The 26161-nt window shown below is 70.3% G+C and carries 22 protein-coding genes; 18 read left to right on the top strand and 4 right to left on the bottom strand.

Features of this window, described 5'->3' with window-relative positions; genetic code table 11:
• Window positions 1-5 precede the first annotated feature (5 nt).
• Genes D1J51_RS15080 through D1J51_RS15065 form a run of 4 tightly spaced genes read left to right on the top strand, consistent with a single transcriptional unit; the run spans window position 6 to window position 5148 of the window.
• Entirely contained in the window at window positions 6-1031 is a 1026-nt protein-coding gene (locus tag D1J51_RS15080) for a helix-turn-helix transcriptional regulator (protein ID WP_119076591.1), read from the top strand.
• Entirely contained in the window at window positions 1024-1968 is a 945-nt protein-coding gene (locus D1J51_RS15075; RefSeq protein WP_119076589.1) for a helix-turn-helix transcriptional regulator, read from the top strand. The genes D1J51_RS15080 and D1J51_RS15075 overlap by 8 nt, the downstream gene beginning before the upstream one ends.
• Before the next feature lie 43 nt (window positions 1969-2011).
• Window positions 2012-2857 carry a twin-arginine translocase subunit TatC gene (tatC, locus tag D1J51_RS15070; protein ID WP_240423332.1) on the top strand — a complete coding sequence of 282 codons (846 nt, stop codon included), beginning with the start codon at window positions 2012-2014 and terminating at the stop codon, window positions 2855-2857.
• Window positions 2854-5148 carry a DEAD/DEAH box helicase gene (locus tag D1J51_RS15065; RefSeq protein ID WP_119076585.1) on the top strand — a complete coding sequence of 765 codons (2295 nt, stop codon included), beginning with the start codon at window positions 2854-2856 and terminating at the stop codon, window positions 5146-5148. Before tatC ends, D1J51_RS15065 begins: the two co-directional genes overlap by 4 nt.
• Before the next feature lie 76 nt (window positions 5149-5224).
• Here the strand turns inward: D1J51_RS15065 and D1J51_RS15060 are convergent, their stop codons facing one another.
• Window positions 5225-5587: an RNA polymerase-binding protein RbpA gene (locus tag D1J51_RS15060; RefSeq protein WP_119076583.1), complete on the bottom strand. Its 363-nt coding sequence runs from the start codon at window positions 5585-5587 to the stop codon at window positions 5225-5227.
• 174 nt (window positions 5588-5761) lie between these two features.
• Between D1J51_RS15060 and D1J51_RS15055 the strand changes: the two genes are divergently transcribed.
• From D1J51_RS15055 to D1J51_RS15020, 8 genes are all read left to right on the top strand, one after another.
• Window positions 5762-6523: an SDR family oxidoreductase gene (locus D1J51_RS15055; protein WP_119076582.1), complete on the top strand. Its 762-nt coding sequence runs from the start codon at window positions 5762-5764 to the stop codon at window positions 6521-6523.
• Window positions 6524-6887: 364 nt separating this feature from the next.
• Window positions 6888-11495 (top strand): glutamate synthase large subunit, encoded by a 4608-nt coding sequence (gene gltB, locus D1J51_RS15050; protein WP_119076580.1) that lies wholly within the window; start codon window positions 6888-6890, stop codon window positions 11493-11495.
• Window positions 11488-12939, top strand: a complete 1452-nt coding sequence (locus D1J51_RS15045) for a glutamate synthase subunit beta (protein ID WP_119076578.1) — start codon at window positions 11488-11490, stop codon at window positions 12937-12939. Before gltB ends, D1J51_RS15045 begins: the two co-directional genes overlap by 8 nt.
• 124 nt (window positions 12940-13063) lie before the next feature.
• On the top strand, window positions 13064-13708 hold the full coding sequence (locus D1J51_RS15040) for an NAD(P)-dependent oxidoreductase (protein ID WP_119076576.1): 645 nt from the start codon (window positions 13064-13066) through the stop codon (window positions 13706-13708).
• 45 nt (window positions 13709-13753) lie between these two features.
• On the top strand, window positions 13754-15304 hold the full coding sequence (locus D1J51_RS15035) for a DUF7059 domain-containing protein (RefSeq protein ID WP_119076619.1): 1551 nt from the start codon (window positions 13754-13756) through the stop codon (window positions 15302-15304).
• Window positions 15304-16617 (top strand): histidinol dehydrogenase, encoded by a 1314-nt coding sequence (gene hisD / locus D1J51_RS15030; protein ID WP_119076574.1) that lies wholly within the window; start codon window positions 15304-15306, stop codon window positions 16615-16617. Before D1J51_RS15035 ends, hisD begins: the two co-directional genes overlap by 1 nt.
• On the top strand, window positions 16617-17093 hold the full coding sequence (gene nrdR, locus D1J51_RS15025) for a transcriptional regulator NrdR (RefSeq protein ID WP_119076572.1): 477 nt from the start codon (window positions 16617-16619) through the stop codon (window positions 17091-17093). The genes hisD and nrdR overlap by 1 nt, the downstream gene beginning before the upstream one ends.
• 5 nt (window positions 17094-17098) lie before the next feature.
• Window positions 17099-18148, top strand: a complete 1050-nt coding sequence (locus tag D1J51_RS15020; RefSeq protein ID WP_205547947.1) for a quinone-dependent dihydroorotate dehydrogenase — start codon at window positions 17099-17101, stop codon at window positions 18146-18148.
• 18 nt (window positions 18149-18166) lie between these two features.
• Here the strand turns inward: D1J51_RS15020 and D1J51_RS15015 are convergent, their stop codons facing one another.
• Window positions 18167-18745 carry a DUF3043 domain-containing protein gene (locus D1J51_RS15015; RefSeq protein WP_119076570.1) on the bottom strand — a complete coding sequence of 193 codons (579 nt, stop codon included), beginning with the start codon at window positions 18743-18745 and terminating at the stop codon, window positions 18167-18169.
• A gap of 162 nt (window positions 18746-18907) precedes the next feature.
• Between D1J51_RS15015 and D1J51_RS15010 the strand changes: the two genes are divergently transcribed.
• From D1J51_RS15010 to D1J51_RS14985, 6 genes are all read left to right on the top strand, one after another.
• A complete protein-coding gene (locus tag D1J51_RS15010; RefSeq protein WP_119076568.1) occupies window positions 18908-19285 on the top strand; it encodes a HesB/IscA family protein in 378 nt (125 codons plus the stop codon).
• A gap of 154 nt (window positions 19286-19439) precedes the next feature.
• Window positions 19440-20294, top strand: coding sequence for an aa3-type cytochrome oxidase subunit II (coxB, locus tag D1J51_RS15005; protein WP_205547946.1), 855 nt, complete (start codon window positions 19440-19442; stop codon window positions 20292-20294).
• A 15-nt stretch (window positions 20295-20309) separates the two neighbouring features.
• Entirely contained in the window at window positions 20310-21947 is a 1638-nt protein-coding gene (gene ctaD, locus D1J51_RS15000) for an aa3-type cytochrome oxidase subunit I (RefSeq protein ID WP_119076564.1), read from the top strand.
• Window positions 21948-21967: 20 nt separating this feature from the next.
• Window positions 21968-22390, top strand: a complete 423-nt coding sequence (locus tag D1J51_RS14995; RefSeq protein WP_119076562.1) for a cytochrome c oxidase subunit 4 — start codon at window positions 21968-21970, stop codon at window positions 22388-22390.
• Window positions 22391-22411: 21 nt separating this feature from the next.
• Window positions 22412-22855 (top strand): GNAT family N-acetyltransferase, encoded by a 444-nt coding sequence (locus tag D1J51_RS14990; RefSeq protein WP_119076560.1) that lies wholly within the window; start codon window positions 22412-22414, stop codon window positions 22853-22855.
• 4 nt (window positions 22856-22859) lie between these two features.
• The gene (locus tag D1J51_RS14985) at window positions 22860-23261 is read left to right on the top strand and encodes a helix-turn-helix domain-containing protein (RefSeq protein WP_162903880.1); all 402 of its coding nucleotides are present in this window, start codon (window positions 22860-22862) and stop codon (window positions 23259-23261) included.
• Window positions 23262-23376: 115 nt separating this feature from the next.
• On the opposite strand, the gene D1J51_RS14980 is transcribed toward D1J51_RS14985, so the two are convergent.
• The gene (locus D1J51_RS14980) at window positions 23377-25020 is read right to left on the bottom strand and encodes a cytochrome bc1 complex cytochrome b subunit (RefSeq protein WP_119076556.1); all 1644 of its coding nucleotides are present in this window, start codon (window positions 25018-25020) and stop codon (window positions 23377-23379) included.
• Window positions 25017-26132: a cytochrome bc1 complex Rieske iron-sulfur subunit gene (locus D1J51_RS14975; RefSeq protein ID WP_119076554.1), complete on the bottom strand. Its 1116-nt coding sequence runs from the start codon at window positions 26130-26132 to the stop codon at window positions 25017-25019. The genes D1J51_RS14980 and D1J51_RS14975 overlap by 4 nt, the downstream gene beginning before the upstream one ends.
• Window positions 26133-26161: the final 29 nt, after the last annotated feature.

Raw genomic sequence — 26161 nt, 5'->3', positions numbered from 1 at the left:
GATCCGTGCCCGGCCGCGTGCCCGGCGAGCAGCGCATCTTCAGTCTCGTGCTCGCACTCGTCGTGAGCCCCGAGGGGGTGACGAAGCGAGACCTGCTCTCCTCCGTGTACGGGTACGCCGAGAGGTTCCGCGCGGAGGGGTCGAGCACGGCGCTCGAGCGCCAGTTCGAGCGCGACAAGGAGCAGTTGCGCGCGCTCGGGATCCAGGTCGAGACCATGGATTCGCCCCTGGAACCGGGGAACAACCAGCTCACCCGCTACCGCATCGCGAAGGAGCGGCTGGAGTTCCCGGCCGGGCTGCGGTTCGACGAGCGGGAGCTGATGATGCTGCGTCTCGCGGCGCTCGCCTGGCGCGAGGGCAGTCTGAGCGCGGAGGCGCGCCGGGCGGCGATGAAGCTCGAGGCGCTGGGCGCGGGGCTCGACGTGCGGCAGCTCGGGGTCGCCCCGAGCCTCGGATCGATCGAGCCGGCGGCCGCCCCGCTTCAGCGAGCGATCGACGCGGATCGCGTCGTGCGGTTCGCCTACAGGCTCCCGGGTCGGGAGGACCCGCTCGAGCGGAGGGTCGCGCCGCTGCGCCTGCACCGCGCCGACGGCAGGTGGCACCTGATCGGGCGGGACCTCGAGCGGGACGCGGATCGGGTGTTCCTGCTGGAGCGCATCACGAGCGCCGTGCGGGTGAGCGGCGAGAGCTTCGATCCCGGCCTGCACGCTCGAGCCGATGCCGTCGTCGACGAGATGCTGGGCCTGCGGGAGGAGCGGAGGGCGCACCTGCGGGTGGAACCCGGCTCGACGGCGGAGGCCCGGCTTGCGTCGCGGAAGGAGCCGGCAGACGACGGGGCCGCACCTGCGTCGGAGGATGGCGCCGTCGAGCTGGTCGTCGGCGTTCTCGACGCGCACCTCTTCTCCGAGGAGCTGATGGGCTACGGGGCGGAGGTCGCGGTGGCCGCGCCCGAGGCGCTGCGCGCACTCGTGACCGACGGGCTGCGCAGGGTCGCCCGGCAGCACGGGGGGCGGGAGGCGGCGGATGCGTAAGCAGATCATCGCGCCGGACCGGGTCATGCTCCTGCTCTCGCTCGTGCCCTACCTGCGCGAGCACGGGCCGACCCCTGTCTCCGACCTCGCGGCCGCGTTCAACGCGCCGCCGGAGCTGCTGCGCACGCTCGTGCGCTTCCTCGGCACCGCCGGCGTGCCGGGGGAGACGCTCAGCTATCAGCACGAGGATCTCTTCGACATCGACTGGGACGCGTTCGAGCAGCACGACGTCGTGAGCCTCACGCACACGGTCGGCGTCGACGAGGCGCCGCGCTTCGCGCCCGTCGAGACGGCCGCGCTGATCGCGGGGCTGCAGTCGCTCGCGCCGCTGCTCCCGCCGGACGACGCTGAGACGGCGACCCGCCTCGCGGCCAAGCTGGGCGGGGCACTCGGAGCCGTGGAGCGCCGGTCGCTCTCCGTGACGGCGGAGCCGGAGGACGGGCGCGTCTCGGTCGTCGTGGCGGCGATCGACGCAGGCCGCGTGCTGGCCTTCGACTACCGCGACTCCTCCGGAGCGGTCACCGCGCGGCGGGTGGAGCCGATCGTGCTCACGCAGGAGTCGGGCGCCTGGTACCTGCGCGCATTCTGTCTGAGCCGGGGAGCCGAGCGCACGTTCCGCGTCGATCGGATGCGGCGCCCGCGCGAACTCCGGGATGCGGTGGCGGCGCGCGACGCGGCCGAGCCCGAGCGGCCGGTGATGACCGAGATCGTCGCCCTCGTCTCGGAGCGCGCGCTGTCCAAGCTCGCGGGCTTCGCTCCGGAGGTGCTCGAGACGGAGGGGGGCCGGCTGCGGGTGCGCGTGGAGGCCTGGCACCCGGGGACCGCGGTGCGGCTCGTGCAGCAGCTGCCCGGCGAGATCGTGGTCGAGCGCCCGCCCGGAGCGCGAGAGGCCGTGCGCGAGTGGGCGGAGCGAGCGCTCTCCGCCTACGGGGACTAGTCGCGGCGCCGAACTCCGGGCGCCCCTGCGATACACTGAGCGAATGGCGAGACTGGCGCGGAAGCGGCGCAATGCAGAGGGGCGGATGAGCCTCGGCGAGCACCTGATCGAGTTCCGCAACCGCCTGATGATCTCCGCGATCGCGATCGCGATCGGGCTCGTGGCGGGCTGGTTCCTCTCCGACTGGGTGTGGGAGATGCTGAGGCAGCCGGTCTACAACATCGTGGAGGAGCAGGGGCGCAACGCGCAGATCAACTACGACGACATCACGGGCTCCTTCGACCTCAAGGTCCAGATCTCGCTGTTCATCGCGATCATCCTCGCGTGCCCCGTCTGGCTGTACCAGATCTGGGCCTTCCTCGCGCCCGGCCTGACCAGGCGGGAGAAGCTGTACGGCGTGGCCTTCCTGGGCGTCGCCGTTCCGCTGTTCCTCGCGGGCGCCTTCGCCGGGTGGCTCGTGATCCCGAACATCGTGGAGCTGCTGACGGGCTTCGCCCCCAAGGAGGACGCCGCGTTCATCAGCGCCAGGCGATACCTCGACTTCTCGATCAAGCTGCTGCTCGCCGTGGGCATCGGTTTCGTCATGCCCCTGTTCCTCGTGATGCTCAACTTCCTCGGCGTGCTCCGCGGCAAGTCGATTCTGAAGAGCTGGCGGATCGCCCTCCTGTGCATCGTCCTGTTCGCCGGGATCGCGACTCCCGCGGCAGACCTCATGAGCATGTTCCTGCTCGCGGCGCCGATCGTGGTCCTCTACTTCGGGGCGGCCGGCATCGCGATCCTCCACGATCGCCGCGCCGATAAGAAGCAGGCGGCGGTGATGGCCGAGTACGGGATCGGATCCGACGCGTCCGACCCCCGGACGAAGGGCGGGGCCGAGGAATCCGCATGAGCGACGCCGACTTCCCGGCGCTCGGGGCGTTCGCGGCCCGGCTCGGGTATCCGCTCGACGCCTTCCAGCGCACGGCCTGCGAGCGCCTCGAGAGCGGGCGCAGCGTGCTCGTCGCGGCCCCCACAGGCTCGGGGAAGACGACCGTCGCCGAGTTCGCCGTGTACCTCGCGCGCCGCGAGCGGGACGCGCGCATCTTCTACACCGCCCCCATCAAGGCCCTCTCCAACCAGAAGTTCCACGAGCTGTGCGCGGAGTACGGCGAGGACGAGGTCGGCCTGCTCACGGGCGACGTGAACCTGCGGGGCGACGCCCCCGTCGTCGTCATGACGACCGAGGTGCTGCGCAACATGATCTACGCCGAGTCCGATGCGCTCGACGGCCTCGCATTCGTCGTGCTCGACGAGGTGCACTACCTGGGCGATCGTTTCCGGGGGGCCGTCTGGGAGGAGATCATCCTCCACCTCCCGCAGAGCGTCCGCCTCGTCGCGCTCTCGGCCACCGTCTCGAACGCCGAGGAGTTCGGCGACTGGATGCACGCGGTGCGCGGCGACACAGACGTGATCCTCTCCGAGCACCGGCCGGTGCCGCTCTATCAGCACGTGCTCACCTCGAGGGCGCTGCTGCCCCTCTACGTCGGTCGCGACGGCGAGCTCGCCGCGGGCGGGCGCCTCAACCCCGAGCTGCGCATGCTCGACGGGGGCCGTGGTGCCGGCGACCGGGGCGGGGAGGATCGGAGACGGGGCCCCGCCGGCCACGGGCAGCGCGGGGGGCGCGAGCGATCGCGCGGGCGGGCGCCGGTGCGCCGCAGCCGCCGCATCTCCCGGGCCGATGTCGTCCGCGCGCTCGACGAGACCGGGCTGCTGCCCGCGATCGTCTTCATCTTCAGCCGCAATGGCTGCGATCAGGCCGTCCGCCAGTGCCTCTACGAGGGCGTCTCGCTCACGAGCCGGGAGGAGCGCGAGGAGATCCGTCGCATCGCCCGCGCCGAGGTGCGCGGGATGAGCGATGAGGAGCGGCGCGTGCTCGGGGTGCGCGAGTGGCTGGCGGGTCTCGAGCGGGGCGTCGCAGCCCACCACGCCGGGCTGCTGCCCGCCTTCAAGACCGTGGTCGAGCGCCTCTTCCAGCGCCGCCTCGTCAAGCTGGTCTTCGCGACCGAGACCCTGGCGCTCGGCATCAACATGCCCGCGCGCGCGGTGGTGATCGAGAAGCTCGAGAAGTACAACGGCGAGCAGCGCGTGCCCCTGACGTCGGGGGAGTACACGCAGCTGACCGGCCGCGCGGGCCGCCGCGGCATCGACACCGAGGGGCACGCGGTGGTCGTCTGGAGCGACGGCGTCGACCTCGAGGCGCTGGCCCACCTCGCGGGGGCGCGCTCCTTCCCGGTGCGATCCAGCTTCCGGCCCACCCCCAACATGGCGGTCAACCTGCTGCAGCGCATGGACGAGGATCGCGCACGGGAGACGCTCGAGCTGTCGTTCGCCCAGTTCCAGGCCGACCGCGCGGTGGTGGACCAGGCGCGCGAGCTGCGCGCCGAGCAGGAGTCGCTGGCCGGCTACGACGCCGCGGTCGCGCGGTCCCAGGGGGCCGATCGCAGACGGTGGGAGGATCGTGCGCGCAAGCTGCGCCGTCGCATCGAGCGCGGCCGCCGCCAGATCGCGTCGCGCACGGGCACGATCGCGCGCACCTTCGACCGGGTCGTGGAGCTGCTGCTCGATCTGGGGTACCTGGAGCGGAACGGGGGCGAGCCGCAGGTCGCTCCGTGGGGCGAGCCGCTGCGCCGCATCTACGGGGAGCGGGATCTGCTCGTGGCGGAGTGCCTGCGCTCCGACGCGCTGCGCGGCCTCGACGCTCCGGGCCTCGCGGCGATGTGCTGCGTGCTGAGCTACGAGCCGCGTCGCGACGACGAGGGGGAGCCGCGGCTGCCGGGCGGTGCGGCGTTCGCTGCGGCGCACGACCGGGTGATCGACACCTGGACGCGTCTCGACGACCTCGCCGGGCGGCACCGGCTACCGCGCGGCGAGATGCCGCACGCCGGCCTCGCCGCCACGATGCACTCGTGGGCGTCGGGCGCGCCCATCGAGCGGGTGCTCGGAGACTCGGGCATCGGCGCGGGCGACTTCGTGCGCTGGGCCAAGCAGACCATCGACCTGCTCGATCAGATCGCCCAGGCCTGCGAGGAGGCGGCGGCGGCCGGTCTCGACGAGGATCGCCTCGGCTCGTACGCCCGGCTCGCGCGGGAGGCGAAGCGGGGCGTGCGGCGCGGCATCGTCGAGGCCTCGAGCGCGTCGTGAATGGCGACGTCCGCCTGCGCAGCCCCTCCGGCCGGCTCGCGCAGCCCGGGCGCGTCGCGCCGTCAGCCGGGCCGGTTCACCGGCCCGCGCTGCCGCGTCGCGCTCGGAGCAGCTGCAGCCGCTCCTCGAGCAGCTCCTCGAGCTCCTCGCGCGTACGCCGCTCGATGAGCATGTCCCACGGGGTCCGCTGCGAGGACTCCTTGTCCTCGAACTCGGCGCGTGCGGCGCGCCCCGCCTCGTCGTCGAGGAAGCCGACCTCGCCGCTCTTCTGGTCCACCCACTCCGCCGGCGGCTCGGCGTCGGCGTCGAAGAGCACCGAGAAGCTGGTGCCGCGATCGGTGAGGTACTCGACCGTTCGTCTGGGGGAGAGCTCGACGCCCTCCTCGCCCTGCAGGCTCGTCGCGCCGATGCGCGTTCCTCGAAGCGTTCGGTCGGCCATGGTGAGAACCTCCTCGCCTGTCAGCTGCGGCTCTGGCGTCATCGGTCGTGCGGATGCCGTCGCCTTGCCATGCAGCGTACTCGCTCGACGGGGCTTGTCGATACCCCGCGACGAGGTTTCGCGCGGCGGTCCACTACTCTGGAAGGCACGCAACCGAGACGACGAGGAGCATCAGTGACACAGATTCTTGAACCCGGTAGTCTGACCGGCCGCCGCGCGCTCGTGACGGGATCCTCGCGCGGCATCGGCGCCGACACGGTGCGCTACCTCGCCGAGGCGGGCGCCGACGTGGTCATCAACTTCCGCAACAAGGCTCCGCGCGCGGAGAAGCTGGCGGCTCAGCTCGGCGAGCTCGGAGTGCGCGCGATCGTGCAGGGCGCCGACCTCACCGATCCCGATTCCCTGGCGGCCATGATGGAGGCCGTACGGCGGGAGTTCGGGGGCCTCGACATCCTCGTGCTCAACGCCTCGGGGGGCATGGAGAGCGGCGTGGAGGAGGACTACGCGCTGAAGCTGAACCGCGACGCTCAGCTCGCGGTGCTCGACGCCGCGCTGCCGCTCATGGGCGAGGGCGCGCGGGTGGTGTTCGTGACCAGCCATCAGGCGCACTTCATCCGCACCACGCCGACGATGCCCGAGTACGAGGCCGTCGCCCTCTCGAAGCGCGCGGGCGAGGACGCGCTCCGAGAGCGCATCCCGGAGCTCGAGAGGCGCGGGATCGGCTTCACGGTGGTGTCGGGCGACATGATCGAGGGCACCGTAACGGCGACGCTGCTCAACCGCCTCAGCCCGGGTGCGATCGAGGCGCGCCGGGAGCAGGCGGGCAAGCTCTACAACGTCTCGGAGTTCGCGGCGGAGGTGGCGCGCGCCGCGGTCGATCCGGTCCCCGCCGACCACACCCGCCTGGTGGGGGACACCTCGAGCTTCGCGGGCTAGACGCCCGGGGGAGCCGCGGGGTGCGCGTCCGATAGTTGAACGGCCTAGAGGGGGTGTTTCGGCTATCGGACGCGCTCTGTTCGGGCGCCGGTTTCCCGGATGCGGCCGCGGTGTTTCGAATCTGTTACACGGCTCCGTCCTCTGCGGTGAAGCTCTCCGGATTCCGTATGATATGCGGCGAAGATGCGCAACTTCCCGAATCTGATGTAGAAACTACGATTTCCGATTCGTTTCGCCGAAGAAACGAATGGTAAATTTGAAGCTCCACCCGCCGCGCCTTGCGGTGACGTCGTCGTTCCGAAGCGATGTTCCGAGCGTGGCACCGCCCGGGCCGTCGACGTCCCGCAGATCAGAGAGGACGTCGATGACCGTAAGCCCAGGGAGCCCGAGCACGCAGATCCCGACCGCCTTCCCCGCGCCCGTCGGCCTGTACGACCCCGCCGATGAGCGCGATGCCTGCGGCCTCGCCTCGGTCGTTTCACTGACGGGGGAGCCGAGCCACGACATCGTCGCGCTCGCGCTCCAAGCGCTCGAGCACCTGGAGCACCGCGGCGCCGTCGGCTCTGACGCGGGAACCGGCGACGGCGCCGGCATCCTCAGCGACCTGCCCCACGCCCTCATCCGCGACGCGCTCGCCGACCTCGACCCCGCGCTCTCCCTTCCCGATCCGGGCGGCTACGCGGCGGGCCTCGTCTTCCTGCCGCGGGCGTCGACGGAGCGCAAGGCGGCCCGCTACCGCATCGGCGCGATCGCGGCGGAGGAGGGGCTCGCGGTGCTGGCCTGGCGCCCGGTGGCGGTGCGCCCGGAGGTGCTCGGCGAGAGCGCCCGCGAGGCCAGCCCCGCCATCGAGCAGCTCATCCTCGTCCCCGCCGTCGGTGCGGTGTTCGACGGCGATCAGATCGAGCGTCGCGCGTTCCGCACCCGCAAGCGCGTGCAGCACGAGACGAGGTGCTACCTGCCCTCCCTCAGCTCGCGCACCATCGTCTACAAGGGCATGGTGACCACGCTGCAGCTGCCGGGGTTCTACCCTGAGCTCTCCGACGAGCGGTTCGCGAGCCGCTTCGCCATCGTGCACTCGCGCTACTCGACCAACACGTTCCCCTCGTGGCACCTGGCGCAGCCGCTGCGCATGGTCGCCCACAACGGAGAGATCAACACCGTGCGCGGCAACCGCAACTGGATGCGCGCTCGCGAGCGCCAGCTCGCCTCCGAGGCGCTCGGAGACGTGCGGCCCCTGCTGCCGATCTGCTCCGAGGGCGGCAGCGACTCGGCGAGCTTCGACGAGGTGCTGGAGCTGCTCGTGATGGCGGGTCGCTCCCTGCCGCACGCCCTGGCCATGATGGTGCCGGAGGCCTGGGAGTCCGAGACGGGTCTGCACCCCGACCTCGTGCACTTCCTCGAGTACCACTCCCTCGTGATGGAGCCCTGGGACGGTCCGGCGGCCATGATCGCCACCGACGGCAGGCAGCTCGTCGCGACGCTCGACCGCAACGGCCTGCGCCCCGGCCGCTATCTCGTGACCGGTGACGGCGTGATGGTGATCGCCAGCGAGACGGGCGTGCTGGACATCGCCCCCGAGCGCGTGGTGCACCGCGGCCGCCTGCAGCCCGGACGCATGCTCGCGGTCGACCTCGCGTCGGGTGAGATCCGCGACGACGAGGCCGTGAAGGGGGAGCTCGCCGGCCTCGCGCCCTGGGGGGCGTGGCTCGAGGAGGGGCGGATCCGGCTCTCCGAGCAGCCCGAGCGCGAGCACCTCGTGCATCCGCCGGCATCGATCACCCGGCGCCAGCGCACCTTCGGCTACACGGAGGAGGAGCTGCGGCTGCTCCTCACGCCGATGGCGCGCGACGGCATCGAGCCCATCGCGGCCATGGGCACCGACACCCCCATCGCGGCGATCTCGTCCAAGCCGCGTCACATCTACGACTACTTCGTGCAGCAGTTCGCGCAGGTGACGAACCCGCCGCTCGACGCGCTGCGCGAGGAGCTCGTCACGAGCCTCGTCACGAGCATCGGCCCGCAGGCGAACCTGCTCGACCAGTCGGCCGAGCACGCGCGTCAGGTGATCCTCGACTTCCCGGTGATCGACAACGACGCGCTCGCACGGATCCAGCACTTCGGCGACGACCCCGAGCGCGAGCGCGCCGTGACGATCCGCGGTCTCTACCCGGTCGACTACGAGGCGAAGGGCCTTGCAGACCGCCTCGAGCGGATGTGCCTGGAGGCGAGCGCGGCCATCGAGGCGGGCGCGGAGTTCATCATCCTCTCGGACCGCGACACGAACAAGGACCTGGCGCCGGTGCCGTCGCTGCTCGCCGTCTCGGCGGTGCACCACCACCTGATCCGCGAGGGGCAGCGCATGCGCGTGTCGCTCATCGTGGAGGCGGGCGACGTGCGCGAGGTGCACCACGTGGCGGCGCTCATCGGCTACGGCGCCGGCGCCGTGAACCCCTACCTCGCGATGGAGTCGGCGGGCCTGCTCGTGCGCAACGGCTCGCTCCCGGGCATCACCGAGGAGGAGGCGATCGCGAAGTTCATCAAGGCCCTCGGCAAGGGCATGCTCAAGGTCATGAGCAAGATGGGCATCTCGACCGTGGCCTCCTACTGCGGTGCGCAGACGTTCGAGGCGATCGGCCTGTCGCAGAGCGTGGTCGATCGCTACTTCACCGGAACCACCTCGAAACTGGGCGGCGTGGGGCTCGATGTCATCGCCTCGGAGGTCGCGTCGCGGCACCGCGCGGCCTACCCGGACGATCCTGCGGCTCTCGCGCACAAGCACCTCGAGACGGGCGGCGAGTACCGCTGGCGCCGCGGCGAGGAGCCCCACCTCTTCGACCCCGAGACGATCTTCAAGCTGCAGCACGCGACGCGCACCGGGCGCCGCGAGATCTTCGCCGAGTACACGCGCCGCGTCAACGAGCAGCAGGAGCGGCTCATGACGCTGCGCGGGCTCTTCGCGTTCGCGCCGCAGCAGCCCCCCGTGCCGCTCGACGAGGTCGAGCCCGTGAGCGAGATCGTGAAGCGCTTCGCGACGGGCGCCATGAGCTACGGCTCCATCTCGCCCGAGGCGCACCAGACGCTCGCCATCGCCATGAACAGGCTCGGCGGCAGGTCGAACACGGGCGAGGGCGGCGAGAGCGAGGATCGGCTGCTCGATCCCGAGCGGCGCAGCGCCGTCAAGCAGGTGGCCTCCGGCCGCTTCGGGGTGACCTCGATGTATCTCACGCACGCCGACGAGATCCAGATCAAGCTCGCCCAGGGCGCGAAGCCGGGCGAGGGCGGCCAGCTGCCGCCGCAGAAGATGTACCCGTGGATCGCGCGCACCCGGCACGCGACGCCGGGCGTCGGCCTCATCTCGCCGCCGCCGCACCACGACATCTACTCGATCGAGGATCTCAAGCAGCTTATCTTCGACCTCAAGCGCGCCAACCCCTCCGCGCGCATCTCGACGAAGCTCGTGGCCCAGTCGGGCATCGGGCCGGTCGCGGCGGGCGTCGCGAAGGCGCTGTCCGACGTGATCCTCGTCTCCGGTCACGACGGAGGAACCGGCGCGAGCCCCATGAACTCGCTCAAGCACGCGGGGTCTCCGTGGGAGCTGGGACTCGCCGAGGCGCAGCAGACCCTCATGCTCAACGGCCTGCGCGAGCGCGTCGTGCTGCAGGCGGACGGGCAGCTCAAGACCGGCCGCGACGTGGTCGTGGCCGCGCTGCTCGGCGCCGAGGAGTTCGGCTTCGCGACCGCGCCGCTCGTGGTGTCGGGCTGCATCATGATGCGGGTCTGCCACCTCGACACCTGCCCCGTCGGGGTCGCCACGCAGAACCCCGAGCTGCGCGAGCGGTTCACGGGAAGAGCCGAGCACGTGGTCAACTTCTTCCGCTTCATCGCCGAGGAGGTGCGCGAGATCCTCGCCTCGCTCGGCTACCGCTCGCTCGACGATGCGGTCGGCGACACGGCGGCCCTCGACGTGGACGACGCGATCCGGCACTGGAAGGCCGAGGGCCTCGACCTCACGCCGATCCTGCGGGGGCCCGTGTTCGCGCCCGACGAGCCGAGACGGCACGGCGCCGAGCAGGATCACGAACTCGGCGAGCACTTCGACGTGCGGCTGATCCCGATGGCCGCCGACGCCCTCGATCGCCGCGAGCCGGTGGTGATCGACCTCCCCATCCGCAACATCGACCGCGCCGTCGGCACCATGCTCGGTCACGAGGTCACCAGACGTTACGGCGCCGAGGGCCTCGCGCCCGAGACCATCGACATCACGCTCACCGGATCGGCCGGGCAATCGCTCGGCGCCTTCCTCCCGGCGGGCATCACGCTGCGCCTCATCGGCGACGCCAACGACTACGTCGGCAAGGGCCTCTCGGGCGGCGAGATCGTCATCCGTCCGCACCCGCAGGCGGGCCACCCCGCTTCGGGCAACGTGATCGCGGGCAACACGATCGGCTACGGCGCGACGGGCGGCAGCCTGTGGATCGCCGGAACCGTGGGCGAGCGCTTCCTCGTGCGCGGCTCGGGCGCTACCGCGGTCGTCGAGGGCACGGGGGATCACGCGCTCGAGTACTTCACGGGCGGCTTCGCCCTGATCCTCGGCTCGACCGGGCGCAACATCGGCGCGGGCATGTCGGGGGGCGAGGCGGTGATCCTCGACCTCGATCCCGCCGCGGTCAACTCGGCCGAGCTGAGCTCCGGCGCGCTCATGCTGCAACCGCTCGGCTCCGGGGAGCGGGAGCTGCGCGAGCAGGTCATCGCGCTGCTGCGCCGCCACGTCGAGCAGACCGGCTCCGAGTTCGCCGCCGGGCTGCTCGCCGAGAGCGAGGCGGATCCCGAACGCGTGTTCGGCCGCTTCACCCGGCTGATCCCGCGCGGCTATTCGCGGGTGCTCGAGATCCGAGTGCGCGCGAACGAGCAGGGCATCGATCCCGACGGCGAGCGGGTCTGGTCCGAGATCCTGGAGGCGACCCATGGCTGATCCCCGCGGATTCCTGAAGGTGCGGGAGCGCGAACTCGCCCCCAAGCGCCCCGTCGCGCTGCGGCTCAAGGACTGGCGCGAGGTCGTCGACCCCGCGGATCCCACGCTCGTCGCGCGCCAGTCCTCGCGCTGCATGGACTGCGGCGTGGCGTTCTGCCACCAGGGCTGCCCGCTCGGCAACCTCATCCCCGAGTGGAACGACCTCATGCACCGCGGCCGCGGGCGCGAGGCGATCGAGCGGCTGCACGAGACCAACAACTTCCCGGAGTTCACGGGCCGTGCCTGCCCGGCACCCTGCGAGTCGGCGTGCGTGCTCGGCATCAACCAGCCGGCGGTGACGATCAAGCAGATCGAGAACAGCATCATCGATCAGGCGTTCGCCAACGGCTGGGTGCAGCCGCAGCCGCCGTCGAGGCTCACCGGCAAGACGGTGGCGGTCGTCGGATCCGGCCCCGCGGGCCTCGCGGCCGCCCAGCAGCTCACCCGCGCCGGGCACACGGTGGCCGTGTACGAGCGCGACGAGGAGCCCGGCGGTCTGCTGCGCTTCGGCATCCCCGACTTCAAGCTCGAGAAGCAGCTCGTGGCGCGCCGCATCGAGCAGCTCAAGCAGGAGGGCACGCGCTTCCGCTGCGGCATCGAGATCGGGCGCGACATGTCGTGGAGCGAGCTGCGCCGCCGCTTCGACGCGGTGGTCGTCGCAACCGGGGCCACGGTGCCCCGCGAGCTGCCGCTGCCCGGGCGGGAGCTCGCCGGCGTGCACTTCGCTATGGAGTACCTCACGGCGTCGAATCGCCTGCAGACCGGTGCGCTGGAGTCCACGCCGATCGATGCCCGGGGCAAGCGCGTCGTCGTCATCGGCGGCGGCGACACGGGCGCCGACTGCATCGGCACCGCGCACCGTCAGGGCGCGAAGTCGGTGACCAACCTGGCGATCGGCCGCAGGCCGTCTCCCGAGCGCAGCGATGCGCAGCCGTGGCCGGTGCACCCCACGCTCTTCGAGGTGTCGAGCTCCCACGAGGAGGGCGGCGAACGCCGGTACCTCGCCTCCACCGTGGAGTTCGTCGGCAGGGCCGAGGGGGCGGTGCGCGCGCTGCGCGTCGCCGAGACCGGCTTCACGGAGGACGGGCGCGTGCCCATTCCCGGCACCGAGCGGCTCATCGAGGCGGACCTCGTGCTCATCGCCATGGGATTCACCGGGCCCGAGGAGATCGAGGACGCGGCGGTCACCCTGGCCCGCGGCTCCCGCGGAGCGTTCGAGCGGCAGCGGGACTACGCGACGGCGCTGCCCGGGGTCTTCGTCGCGGGCGACGCCGGTCGCGGCCAGTCGCTCATCGTGTGGGCGATCGCGGAGGGGCGCGCGGCCGCCGCATCGGTCGACGCATACCTCACCGGCGACACGGTGCTGCCCTCGCCGGTCACGGCCCACGACCGCGCCTTCGCCTAGAACCCGGGCCGGCCGGGACGCGGCGCCCGACTGCGCGGAGCCGCGTGCCGGGAATACCGCGCGCGCGTGCCGGGTTGCGGGGAGTGGGCCCGCGCTCGGCGGGCTCGGCGAAGGAGGGACCGACATGACCAGGGTGACGGTGATCGGCGGCAGCGGCTACGCGGGCTCGCACATCGTGGAGACGGCCGCGGTGCGCAGCCTCGAGGTGACGAGCATGGCCCGCGGCGAGGTCGCGGAGCAGATCGGCGGCGTGCGCTATCTGAAGGGATCGATCACCGAGGCGGCGGATCGCGCGGCCGCCCTCGACGGAGCCGACGTCGTGGTCGTCGCGGTTTCGCCCCGCGGCGACATGGTCGGCCGAGTGCGCCCCGCCGTCGCCGCCCTGGCGGCGGAGGCCGCCGCGGCCGGGGTGCGCCTGGGCGTCATCGGGGGCGCAGGCTCGCTGCTGCAGCGCGAGGGCGGCGAGCTCGTGATGGACGGCCCCGATTTCGCCGAGGAGGTCAAGCCCGAGGCCTCGGAGATGGGCGGCGTACTCGACGACCTGCGCGCCGCGCCCGCCGAACTCGACTGGTTCTTCGTGAGCCCTCCCGCGACCTTCGGCGCGTGGGCCGCGGGCGAGTACCGCGGGGAGTACCGCGTCGGCGGCGACGTGCTGCTGACCGATGCGGACGGCGGGTCGGAGATCTCCGGCGCCGACTTCGGGGCGGCGGTGGTCGACGAGATCGAGGAGCCGAAGCACCGCGGGTCGCGTTTCACCGTCGCCTACTGACGCCGCACCGCGACGGCCCGGGGGCGAAGCGCCTAGTCTGGTGTGGTGCACCCTGAACTCATCGACCGGCTGCGGGCAGATCTCGACGCGGTCGGCTACCGGGTGGAGGCTGTGGCCTCGCTGCTCGGCGCGCCGGCTGAGGCCGCCCGGCAGCGCGGCGTGTTCGCCCCGGCGCGGAGGGCGCTCCGCGAGCGGGGCGCGAGTTCGCTCGCGACGCTCGCGCGACTCTTCCTGCTCGGCGAGACGGCCGGCGGAGCCGAGGTCGACGCCGCTCTGCCGGCGCTCGGCGCCGCCGGGGCTCTCGAGCTGGGGCTGCTGGAGCGGAGCGGATCCGGCGCCCACCGGGCCGCGATGTCGCTGAACCCGGTCGCGGTCGCCGACTCGCGAGTCGAGCAGCCTCCGCACTGGTGGATTCTCTCCGACCTCGACGACCAGCTGCGCGGCGGGCCCGCGCGGCCCGACCACGTCATGGGGGTCGGCGGCGCGACGCGATCCCTCATCGCCCAGGCCCCGCCGCGCGACGCGGCCGTCTGCCTCGACCTCGGTACCGGCTGCGGCATCGTCGCCATGCACCTCGCGCTGCGCGGGCGTGTGATCGCCACCGACGTCTCCGAGCGCGCGCTCGTGTTCGCCCGGGCCAACGCACGACTGAACGGCGTGGGCTCCCGCATCGAGTTCCGGCGCGGCGACCTCTTCGAACCGGTCGCGGGCGAGAGCTTCGACCTGATACTCTCCAACCCGCCGTTCGTCATCACCCCCCGCGCCGCCGGCGTGCCCGTCTACGAGTACCGGGACGGCGGCATGACCGGCGACGCCCTCGCCGAGCGGGTCGTGCGCGAGGGCCCCGAGCTGCTCGCCGAGGGCGGCGTGCTGCTGTGCCTCGCCAACTGGGAGGCGCCGTGGGGCGGCAACGGGCTGCAGCGGGTGCGCGGCTGGATCGAGGAGGCGGCGATCGCGGCCGGCCCGCTCGACGCCTGGGCGATCGAGCGGGACCGCGTGGATCCCGCGCAGTACGCCGAGACCTGGGCCCGAGACGGGGGAGCGCGGCCCGGATCGCCGGAGTTCGAGCGCCTCATCGACGCGTGGCTTGAGGACTTCGCCGCGCGGAGGATCGTGTCGATCGGGCTCGGGGCGATCCGGGTGCGCCGACCCGGTGGCGCGGGGACTCGCGAGACGGTCGTCCACGCCGAGCAGGCGACGGGCGGGTACGGAGCCGAAGCGGCCGGATCCCGTCTCGCGGCGGCGTTCGACGCGGGCATCGCGGCCGAGCGGATGAGCGGCGACGAGATCCTCTCCATCCGCTGGCTGGTCTCGGACGCGGTCGTGGAGGAGCGCGAGCACGCGCCGGGGGAGGAGGCGCCCCGCTCCATCTCACTCGTCATCGACCGCCCGATCGCCAGGCGGGTGGTCGCCGACCCGCTGCTGGCTGCGGCGGTCGGCGCCTGCGACGGCGAACTCGCGCTCGGGCAGATCGCCGACGCGCTCGCGACGCTGCTGGAGGTCGACGTCGCCGCAGCGAGCGAGGCGCTCGTCTCGGGCGCGCGCGAACTGGCCTGGCTCGGCATGATCGCACCGGCCGGTAGACTGGTTCGGTGATGCGAACCATTGATCTGCGGGGACGAGAGCTCTCCCGCGCCGATCTGCTGAAACTCGTTCCGCGGGCCGCGGTGGGCGCGGAGGAGGCCGTCGAGCGCGTGCGCCCGCTGGTGGCAGACGTCGCCGAGCGGGGCGAGGCCGCGCTTCGGGATCAGGCCCGCGACTTCGACGGCGTCGAGGGGCACGCGCTGCGCGTACCGGCCGAGGCGGTCGCCGCCTCCCTGGCGGATTGCCCGCCCGCCGTGGAGGCCGCGCTGCGCGAGGTCATCACCCGTCTGCGTCGGGCCTCGGCCGCGCAGGTGCCTGCGGAGCAGGTGACGCGGATGGCCGACGGCGCTGAGATCCGCCAGCGCTGGCAGCCCGTCTCCCGAGTGGGCCTCTATGCGCCGGGCGGCAAGGCCGCGTACCCCTCCTCCGTCATCATGAACGCCGTCTCGGCGCAGACGGCGGGCGTGGCCGGCCTGGCGCTCGCGTCACCCGCTCAGGTCGATAGCGGAGGGCTGCCGCACCCCGCTGTGCTCTGGGCGGCGGCCCTCTGCGGGGTCGACGAGGTCTACGCGATCGGGGGAGCCGGGGCCGTCGCGGCCTTCGCCCACGGCGTTCCGCAGATCGGTCTCGAGCCGGTCGACGTGGTGACGGGGCCGGGCAACGTCTTCGTCGCCGCGGCCAAGCGCGTCGTGAGCGGGCGCGTGGGCATCGACTCCGAGGCGGGCACCACCGAGATCCTCGTCATCGCCGACGCGTCGGCCGAGCCCCGCTTCATCGCCGCGGACCTCATTAGCCAGGCCGAGCACGACGAGGCCGCGGCATCCGTGCTCGTCACCGACTCCGCCGACCTCGCGGACCGGGTGCTCGCCGAGGTCGCCTCCCGCGCGCGACGCACCCGGCACGCCGGCCGCGTCGCCGCGGCGCTCGGCGGCCCGCAGTCGGCCGTGATCCTCGTCGACGACCTCGAGACCGCGGCGCGCCTCAGCAACGCCTACGCCCCTGAGCATCTCGAGATCCAGACCCGCGACGACGACGCCGTGCTCGGCCGGATCACCGACGCCGGTGCGATCTTCGTCGGCGGGTACACTCCGGTGAGCCTCGGCGACTACCTCGCGGGCTCCAACCACGTGCTGCCCACCGGCGGCACCGCACGGTTCTCCGCTGGACTCGGCGCCCACACCTTCCTGCGACCGCAGCAGATCGTCAGCTACGATCGCTCGGCTCTCGCGCAGGTCGAGGCGCCTGTGCTCGCCCTCGCCGGCGCCGAGGGCCTGCCGGCCCACGGTGAAGCGGTGACCGCGCGGTTCGAGGGCGGGGGGCGCTGATGCACTGCCCGTTCTGCAGGCACCCCGACTCGCGCGTGATCGATTCGCGCACCGCCGATGACGGCCTCTCCATCCGCCGGCGCCGGCAGTGCCCCGAGTGCGGCCGTCGCTTCACCACGACAGAGACCGCGAGCCTCACGGTGATCAAGCGGTCCGGCGTCGTCGAGCCGTTCAGCCGCGAGAAGGTGATGAGCGGGGTGCGCAAGGCCTGCCAGGGGCGCCCCGTGACCGAGGCGGACCTGGCCGTGCTCGCGCAGCAGGTCGAGGAGTCGGTGCGTTCGAGCGGCATCGCCCAGTTCGACGCGAACGAGATCGGCCTGGCGATCCTGCCCCACCTGCGGGAGCTCGACGAGGTCGCCTATCTGCGCTTCGCGAGCGTCTACCAGGCGTTCGAATCGCTCGCCGACTTCGACGCGGCGATCGCCGAGCTGCGCGCGCACCCCGCCTCTCCCGCCTCCGCTTCGCCCGAGGAGTAACGCACATGCGTCTGTACCCGCTGCTGTTCAAGACCGTGCTGCGGCGGATGGATCCCGAGCGGGCGCACCACCTCGCGTTCCTGGTGATCCGGGCCGCGCCGCTGCTCGGCGGCGCCGTGCGACGGCTCTGCGCGCCGGACCCCTCGCTGCGAGTGCGCGCGCTCGGCGTCGAGTTTCCCAGCCCCTTCGGGCTCGCGGCGGGCTTCGACAAGAACGCCGAGGGGATGCTCGGTCTGGGTGCTCTCGGCTTCGGCCACGTCGAGGTGGGCACGCTCACGCGCCACGCGCAGCCCGGCAACCCGAAGCCGCGCATGTTCCGCCTCGTGTCCGACCTGGGTCTCATCAACCGCATGGGCTTCAACAACGGGGGATCGGCCGCGGCCGTGGCCCGGGTGGAGCGGGCGCGCCTCTCGCGCCGCCGGCCCGTGATCGGCGTCAACATCGGCAAGAGCCGGGTCACCGAGGTCGAGGACGCGGCGCAGGACTACGTCTGGAGCGCGCGACGACTCGCGCCGATCTCCGACTACCTCGCGGTGAACGTGAGCTCGCCCAACACGCCCGGCCTGCGCGGGCTCCAGGAGCTCGAGATGCTGGAGCCGCTCCTCGCGTCCGTGCGAGACGCCGCGGGCGGCACGCCGCTGCTAGTGAAGATCGCCCCAGACATGGAGGACGAGCAGATCGACGGCATCGTGGCCCTGGCCGTACGGCTCGGGCTCGACGGGATCATCGCGACCAACACGACGGTCTCGCGCGAGGGGCTGCGCGAGTCGGAGGCCGCGATCGAGCGCATGGGGGCCGGCGGGCTGTCGGGCGCACCGCTGCGCGAGCGCTCGCTGGAGGTGCTGCGCCGCATCCGCGCCTCCGCACCCGACCCCGGGTTCTGCGTGGTCTCCGTGGGCGGGGTGACGACCGCGGCAGACGTGCTCGAGCGGCTGCGCGCCGGAGCCACGCTGGTGCAGGGCTTCACGGCGTTCATCTACGAGGGCCCGCTGTGGGCCCGAGACATCAATCGCGGGCTGCGCCGCGCCGCCTGGCGCGGCAACGCGGCGCGCTGATCCCGGGGAGGCCCCGGCTCACGCCGGGCGCTGCCCGCGCTTCACCTGCGGCTTCGGCACTCGCAGGGGGCGGAACTGGAAGGCGCGCATGGCAGCGTACCAGCGGAAGCCCGGCTGGACCCGATCCTCTCCGAACTTGGCGCCCAGCAGCCGCCTGAGCCGGAAGCCCAGGAGGGCGGCGTCGAGGATCGCCAGGGCGACGAAGGCCCAGATCACGATGAGGCTGATGACCTGCACGACCCCCGGGATGAAGGTCATGACGAGCACGACCAGCATCATGGGGATGAGCAGCTCGCCGACGCTCCAGCGCGCGTCGACGTAGTCGCGCACGTATCGCCGCTGCGGCCCCCTGTCGCGCGGACCGAGGAAGCGCTCGTCGCCCTGCATCATGCCGACCCTGGCGCGCTCGCGGGCCGTCGCCTGCTGCCGACGCTGCTCCTTGATCGCCGCCTTGTCCCTCGACCCCACGATGGGGCGGGCGTTCGCGGCCTCGGCCTGCTTGCGCGACGGCGTGGGACGGCCCTTGCCGACCGCTCCGCGGTCGTTCGCCCCCTGCTCGTTCGCGTCGGCTGCGTTCTCAACGCCCTTCTTCGCCACGCCTGTCCTCTCGCTCCGCGCGTGATGCGCTCGATGTTCGCGGCGCCGGCTCCGCGCCGACGATTCCCACCAGGATACCGCCCCGCGACCCTCCTCCGTCTCCCCGCGTCCTCGGTTGCGGCGGTAGACTGGCAGCATCGGATCGACACGTGAGGAGTAGGCATGAGCACAGACACGATCGCCGCGGAGGGGCACGTCGCGGCTCCCGAAGGGGCCCACGGCGTGCTGCTGAGCGAGGCCGCCCGCGAGAAGGTGCGCAGCCTGCTGCTGCAGGAGGGGCGCGACGATCTGCGCCTCCGCATCGCCGTGCAGCCCGGAGGCTGCTCGGGCCTCATCTACCAGCTGTTCTTCGACGAGCGCGAGCTCGAGAACGATGCGGTCGTCGACTTCGGCGGGGTCGAGGTGGTGGTCGACGCGATGAGCGTGCCCTACCTGGGCGGCGCCACGATCGACTTCGAGGACACGATCCAGAAGCAGGGGTTCACCATCGACAACCCCAACGCGCAGGGCAGCTGCGCCTGCGGCGACAGCTTCAGCTGATCCGCGACTCGGCGAACCGAGTATGCGCGACACCCGTGGTTGGTTCGGGGAAGCCTCGGGTTCGCGCTAAGCTGTCAGGGAGTCATCAGCTTCGCCTGCCTTCGATGCCGGCGGAAAACGTTTCGAAAGGTATGCGGTGCGTTCCAATCGTCGAATGAAATGGGTCGCAGCCCCTGTGGCGCTCTCGGCGGCGCTGCTGCTCGCAGGCTGCACCCCCGAGCAGCAGCGCGGCTTCCTTCCCAAGGGGTCCGAAGGGGCGACCAACAACACTGAGGGCGTCACCGCCATGTGGGTGACCTCCTGGATCGTGCTGCTCGCAGTCGGCGTGATCACCTGGGGCCTCATCATCTGGGCGACGATCGCGTACCGCCGTCGCAAGGGGCAGACCGGTCTTCCCGTGCAGCTGCGCTACAACATGCCGATCGAGACCTTCTTCACGGTCGTCCCGGTCATCCTCGTGCTGGGCTTCTTCGCGTTCACCGCGCAGGAGCAGAGCAAGATCGAGCAGCGCTACGAGTCGCCGGAGAACGTGGTCGAGGTCATCGGCAAGCGCTGGGCGTGGGACTTCAACTACGTGAACGAGGACGTCTACTTCCAGGGCGTCCAGGTGCAGACCGACGACAAGGGAGAGCCCACGAAGGACACGCTGCCGGTGCTCTACCTCCCGGTCGGCAAGACGACCGAGGTGCGACTCGAGACCCGCGACGTCATCCACTCCTTCTGGGTGGTCGAGTACCTCTACAAGAAGGACATGATTCCGGGGCAGACCAACTACATGAGCTTCACGCCCGAGAAGACGGGCACCTTCATGGGCAAGTGCGCCGAGCTCTGCGGCGAGTACCACTCGATGATGCTCTTCCAGGTGAAGGTCGTCGAGCAGCAGGAGTACGACGCGTACATCGCGTCGCTGCGGAAGTCCGGCAACACGGGTCAGGTCACCAACGAGTTCAACCCGAACCAGGATCGGCTCGCCGGTGACAACGAGAATTCCAAGGCGCAGAACGAGTAACGAGGGAATAAGAACATGAAGAAGGGCAATGTCATCGTCTCGTGGATCACATCCACGGACCACAAGGTGATCGGGTACATGTACCTGATCAGCTCCTTCGTGTGGTTCCTGATCGGCGGCCTCATGGCGCTGGTCATCCGCGCGCAGCTGTTCGCCCCGGGGCTCGAGGTCGTCGCGACCAAGGAGCAGTACAACCAGCTGTTCACCATGCACGGCACCATCATGCTGCTGATGTTCGCCACGCCGCTCTTCGCGGGCTTCGCGAACGTGCTCATGCCGCTGCAGATCGGTGCGCCCGATGTCGCCTTCCCGCGGCTCAACGCCTTCGCGTTCTGGCTCTACACCTTCGGCTCGCTCATCGCGGTCGGCGGCTTCCTGACCCCGCAGGGCGCGGCCTCCTTCGGCTGGTTCGCCTACGCGCCGCTGTCGGATATGACCTACTCGCCCGGAGTCGGCGGTAACCTCTGGGTGCTCGGCCTCGGCGTGAGCGGCTTCGGCACGATCATGGGCGGCGTGAACTTCATCACGACCATCATCACCATGCGCGCTCCCGGCATGACCATGTGGCGCATGTCGGTGTTCACCTGGAACACCCTGATCACCTCCATCCTCATACTCCTCGTCTTCCCTGTGCTGGCCGCCGCGATGTTCGGGCTCGCCACGGATCGGATCTTCGGCGGGCAGATCTACAGCGGCGAGGGCGGGGCGATCCTCTGGCAGCACCTGTTCTGGTTCTTCGGCCACCCCGAGGTCTACATCATCGCGCTCCCGTTCTTCGGGATCGTGTCCGAGATCTTCCCGGTGTTCAGCCGCAAGCCGATCTTCGGCTACAAGACCCTCATCTACGCCACGATCTCGATCGCGGCGCTGTCGATGACCGTGTGGGCGCACCACATGTACGTCACGGGCTCCGTGCTGCTGCCCTTCTTCTCGCTGATGACGATGCTCATCGCGGTGCCCACCGGCGTGAAGATCTTCAACTGGCTGGGCACGATGTGGCGCGGCTCGATCACCTTCGAGACCCCCATGCTCTGGGCGCTCGGATTCATCGTGACCTTCGTATTCGGCGGCCTGACCGGCGTTATCCTCGCGTCGCCGGCGCTCGACTTCGCCCTCTCCGACACCTACTTCGTCGTGGCCCACTTCCACTACGTGGTCTTCGGAACCGTGGTCTTCGCGATGTTCGCGGGCTTCTACTTCTGGTGGCCGAAGTGGACCGGCAAGATGCTCGACGAGCGTCTCGGCAAGATCCACTTCTGGACGCTCTTCATCGGCTTCCACATGACCTTCCTCGTGCAGCACTGGCTGGGCGTCATGGCGATGCCGCGGCGCTACTACACGTACCTGCCCTCGGACGGCGTGACCTGGGGCAACCAGCTCTCCACCGTCGGAGCCATGATCCTGGGCGCTTCCATGATCCCGTTCCTCTTGAACGTGTACGTGACCGCACGTCGCGCGCCGAAGGTGACGGTCAACGACCCGTGGGGATACGGCCGCTCGCTCGAGTGGGCGACCTCCTGCCCGCCGCCCCGGCACAACTTCACCTCGATCCCGCGCATCCGTTCCGAGTCGCCGGCGTTCGATCTCAACCACCCCGAGGTCAGCGGTGTGGAGCAGCCCGTACGCGAACGCGAGTTCGCTGAACAGAAGTGACGCCCGAGGAGAGCTGACCCATGAAGTCCAACATCGTCATCTTCGAGATTCTGACGGCCTACTTCGTACTCGTCGGCGGGATCTACACCTTCTGGAACATTGCGGAGAACGGCTACATCGAGTGGGCCGGCTCCATCGCCATCATCCTGTCCGGAGCACTCTCGGGGTTCATCGCCTTCTACCTGGCGCTCACGCAGAAGAAGCAGGGCGGCGTGCTCGTCGAGGACCGCGAGGACTCCGACATCGATGACGGCGATCCCGAGCTCGGAGACTTCAGTCCCTGGAGCTGGTGGCCGATCCTTCTGGCCTTCGGCGCCTCTATCGTGGTGCTGGGCCTGTGCATCGGCTTCAACTTCTGGCTCTCGTTCCTCACGCTGCCGATCCTGGTGATCGGCGTGGTGGGCTGGGTCTACGAGTACTACCGGGGCAACTTCGCCCGGTAGCCGGACAGAGGAATCGATCCCTTGAGCATTATCATCCGCCGTGGCCGGGGCGAGGATGGATCAGCCGTCTTCGCTCTCGCCCGTCAGTTCACAACGGGAAGAGAGCCGATCGGGCGCGATGAGTTTCTCGTCGCCTTCGACAATGTGCTGCGTCACCGCGATCAGGAGACGAACGTGCTCTTCGTCGCCGAGCTCGATGACCGGATCGGCGGTTACTCGCTGATGACGGTTTCCCGGCTGCTGCACGCCCCCGGCTTGACGGCGCACCTGCAGGAGATCGTCGTCGACGAGCCCTCGCGAGGACACGGGGTCGGAGACCGACTCATGCAGGCCAACGAGCACTACTGCATGGGACGGGGAGTGAGGCAGCTTTCCGCCTCGACGGCGCGCATCGGCTCGTTCTACAACCACCGCGGTTTTGAGCCCGTGGGAGAGCACTACCGCAAGATCCTCGAACTGGGGTAGTCGTGTGACCGAACGTCGCACTCGAAGGCGTCCCGGCGAGAACCGGAGGCGTCTGCTGGAGGCCGGACTCGTCGAGTTCGGCCTCTTCGGCTATCACGGCGCGTCGACCACGGGGATCGCCGCTCGAGCGGGAGTTCCTCAGCCGCACGTGTACGCCAGCTTTAAGACGAAGCAGGCACTCTTTCTCGCGTGTTTTGCACGCCTCAGCGAGGTGCTCGCCGAGGATCCCGAGGAGGATCCGTCTACGCCGCTCGTGTGCTTCCTCTACCAGTGCGTCGCCGCGAACGGCGACCCCGGCATGAGCGACGCGCTGAAACCGGGCCTTCTCGCAGTGCGGGAGTCGCTGGGGGAGGCCCGCTTCGACGCGCTGCTCGTCGAGGGCGCGAGGGCGCTCATTCGACGCTGAATCCCGGCTCATCTACGATTCCCCGACGCTGGCGGGGGGCGGTATGGCGGGGATCCCCGCCCCGGCAAGCGAAAGGGCCCCGCAGGAGTGAACCTGCGGGGCCCGAGAGGCCTCTTTAGTGACCCTCGTCGTGACCCTTCTCGATCTCGCCCTTCGTGGGCGGGACGATGCGATCCTCGAAGAACCAGCGGCTGAAGCCGGCCCGGATGCGCTTCGAGAAGGAGATGCGACCTTCGTCGTCGGGACGCAGCATGAGCGGAGCGTAGTCGTGGTAGCTGACCAGCTGCCACTGCTCGTACTGCTCGACCGGCTTGTGCACCTCGACGTACTCGCCGCCGGGGAGACGCACGATCCGGCCGGACTCGTAGCCGTGCAGCGCGATGGTGCGATCCTTCTTCTGCAGGGCCAGGCAAATGCGCTTGGCGATCTGATACGCGATGATGGGGCCGAAGATGAGGGCCGCCTGGAGGGCGCGGATCACGCCCTCCATGGAGAGCTGGAAGTGCGTCGCGATGAGGTCTGAACTCGCACCGGCCCACATCACCGCGTAGAAGGTGACGCCGGCCGCGCCGATCCCGGTGCGGGTGGGCGCGTTGCGCGGGCGGTCGAGGATGTGATGCTCGCGCTTGTCACCCGTGACCCACGCCTCGATGAACGGGTAGAGCGCGACGAGCACGAGGAAGAGGCCGATGATGCCGAGCGGCAGCAGCATGTTCCAAGACCAGGTGAAGCCGAACCATTCGGTCTCGAGCCCGGGCGGTATCAGGCGGAGCATACCGTCGGCGAACCCGATATACCAGTCGGGCTGGGTACCCGCCGACACGGGGGAGGGATCGTACGGGCCGTAGTTCCAGATCGGGTTGATGGTCACGAGTGAGGCGATCAGCGCGATCACTCCGAACACGATGAAGAAGAAGCCGCCGGCCTTCGCCGCGTACACGGGCAGCACCGGGTAACCCACCACGTTCTGCTGGGTCTTGCCCGGGCCGGGATACTGCGTGTGCTTGTGGATGACCACGAACGCGAGGTGCAGCGCCACGAAGAGGATCACGAGCGCGGGGAGCACCATGATGTGCAGCATGTACAGACGGCCGACGATGTCGGTGCCCGGGAACTCGCCCCCGAAGAAGAAGAACGAGAGGTAGGTGCCGATGACCGGGATGGCCTTGATGATGCCGTCGATGATGCGGAGACCGTTGCCCGAGAGCACGTCATCGGGGAGCGAATACCCGGTGAAGCCCTCGGCCATGGCCAGGACGAAAAGTACGAAGCCGATCACCCAGTTGAGTTCGCGCGGCTTGCGGAACGCGCCCGTGAAGAAGATCCGCAGCATGTGCAGGCCGATGGAGGCCACGAACAGCAGCGCCGCCCAGTGGTGTATCTGGCGCATGAGCAGGCCGCCGCGCACCGAGAAGGAGATGTCGAGAGTCGACGCCATGGCGACCGACATCTCGAGTCCCTTCATCGGCACGTACGGCCCCGTGTACTCGACCTCGGCCATGGAAGCCTGGAAGAAGAGCGTGAGGAAGGTACCCGACAGCAGGATGACGACGAAGCTGTAGAGCGCCACCTCTCCGAGCAGGAACGACCAGTGATCGGGAAAGACCTTACGGCCGAACTCCTTGACGGCGACGCCGATCTTGGTGCGCTCGTCGATGTAGTTCGCGGCTGCCGCGGTGAACCGGCTGGAACCGCTCTGAGTCGACCCGTTCGACGCGGAACCGCTCTGCGCGGGGGTTTCAGTTGCGGTGCTGCTCACTTGAGGCGCTCCCAGTAGCTCGGGCCGACAGGTTCGAGGAAATCGCTCTGCGCGACGAGGTAGCCCTCGTCGTCGACGGTGATGGGCAACTGCGGCAGCGGGCGCTTCGCCGGGCCGAAGATGACCTTCGCGTGCTCGGAGACGTCGAACTGCGACTGATGGCAGGGGCAGAGCAGGTGGTGAGTCTGCTGCTCGTAGAGGGCCACGGGGCAACCGACGTGCGTGCAGACCTTCGAGTAGGCCACGATGCCGTCGTACGACCAGCTCTCGCGCTCCGGGAGCTGCTTGAGATCCGACGCGTCGAGGCGCATGAGCAGCACGATCGCCTTGGCCTTGGCGTCGAGCAGATTGTCGCTGCCACCCCGCTCGTCGAGGGTGAGCTTCTCAAACTCTTCGAGATTGAGGTTCTCGGGAATCACGTGAAAGGCCGAACCGATCGTGACCTCGCTGGCCTTGATGGGCACGCCGGAAGGATCGCGCGCCAGACGCAGGCCCTCTCTCCACATGGTGTGCTTGAGCAGTTGCACCGGGTCCCGGTCCTGCGGGGCGAGGCCGCGCAGGAGGGTGATGCCGGGCAGGGGGAACGCGATCAGCGCCCCGATGAGGCTGTTGCGCACCAGGGAGCGCCTGGAGAAGCCGGACTCCCGATCGGCGAGCTCGAACACCTCGGCCGAGGCCTCGCGGGTCGGCTCATCGCTCGGCACCGGGTGGCGCACATCGATCGACTCGTGATCGGCCATGAGGGCCTTGCCCCAGTGCACGGCGCCGATGCCGATGGCGAGCAGGGCGAGCGCCATGCCGAGGCCGACGAACATCGTGTGCAGCCGGATCGCCATGAGATCTCCCGTTTCGATCGGGAAGTACATGTAGGCGAGAACGGCACCGAGGCTGCCGGCGATCGAGATGTAGAAGAGCGTGTAGACCGTGCGCTCGGCCTGCTTGGCTTTTTTCGGATTGAGATCCGTCACGCGCTTGCGGTGCGGGGGAAGGCCCGGATTCTGCACGGGATCGGGCGCGATGACCGCGGTGCCTACCGAGGTCCCGTCCGAGCCGTGGTCCTGGGCTGCGACAACGGCGCCATCGCCGCCGTTGTTCTTCGCTTCCTCTGCCATGTTGCTCCTTGACTCCTGACTGATGAACT

Origin of the sequence: Leucobacter sp. wl10 (assembly GCF_003569785.1) — a bacterium.
Classification (GTDB): Bacteria; Actinomycetota; Actinomycetes; order Actinomycetales; family Microbacteriaceae; genus Leucobacter.
The sequence above is the reverse complement of the archived record's forward strand: the minus strand, read 5'-3'. Positions and strand labels throughout refer to the sequence as shown.

What these genes read in the sequence shown, in the direction of transcription:
- D1J51_RS14975 (WP_119076554.1), bottom strand. Translation starts at nt 26,132, where the DNA reads ATGGCAGAGGAAGCGAAGAACAACGGCGGCGATGGCGCCGTTGTCGCA.
- ctaD (WP_119076564.1), top strand. Translation starts at nt 20,310, where the DNA reads ATGAAGAAGGGCAATGTCATCGTCTCGTGGATCACATCCACGGACCAC.
- hisD (WP_119076574.1), top strand. Translation starts at nt 15,304, where the DNA reads ATGCGAACCATTGATCTGCGGGGACGAGAGCTCTCCCGCGCCGATCTG.
- gltB (WP_119076580.1), top strand. Translation starts at nt 6,888, where the DNA reads ATGACCGTAAGCCCAGGGAGCCCGAGCACGCAGATCCCGACCGCCTTC.
- D1J51_RS14995 (WP_119076562.1), top strand. Translation starts at nt 21,968, where the DNA reads ATGAAGTCCAACATCGTCATCTTCGAGATTCTGACGGCCTACTTCGTA.
- nrdR (WP_119076572.1), top strand. Translation starts at nt 16,617, where the DNA reads ATGCACTGCCCGTTCTGCAGGCACCCCGACTCGCGCGTGATCGATTCG.
- D1J51_RS15040 (WP_119076576.1), top strand. Translation starts at nt 13,064, where the DNA reads ATGACCAGGGTGACGGTGATCGGCGGCAGCGGCTACGCGGGCTCGCAC.
- coxB (WP_205547946.1), top strand. Translation starts at nt 19,440, where the DNA reads ATGAAATGGGTCGCAGCCCCTGTGGCGCTCTCGGCGGCGCTGCTGCTC.
- D1J51_RS15065 (WP_119076585.1), top strand. Translation starts at nt 2,854, where the DNA reads ATGAGCGACGCCGACTTCCCGGCGCTCGGGGCGTTCGCGGCCCGGCTC.
- D1J51_RS15010 (WP_119076568.1), top strand. Translation starts at nt 18,908, where the DNA reads ATGAGCACAGACACGATCGCCGCGGAGGGGCACGTCGCGGCTCCCGAA.
- D1J51_RS15075 (WP_119076589.1), top strand. Translation starts at nt 1,024, where the DNA reads ATGCGTAAGCAGATCATCGCGCCGGACCGGGTCATGCTCCTGCTCTCG.
- tatC (WP_240423332.1), top strand. Translation starts at nt 2,012, where the DNA reads ATGGCGAGACTGGCGCGGAAGCGGCGCAATGCAGAGGGGCGGATGAGC.
- D1J51_RS15045 (WP_119076578.1), top strand. Translation starts at nt 11,488, where the DNA reads ATGGCTGATCCCCGCGGATTCCTGAAGGTGCGGGAGCGCGAACTCGCC.
- D1J51_RS15060 (WP_119076583.1), bottom strand. Translation starts at nt 5,587, where the DNA reads ATGGCCGACCGAACGCTTCGAGGAACGCGCATCGGCGCGACGAGCCTG.
- D1J51_RS15020 (WP_205547947.1), top strand. Translation starts at nt 17,099, where the DNA reads ATGCGTCTGTACCCGCTGCTGTTCAAGACCGTGCTGCGGCGGATGGAT.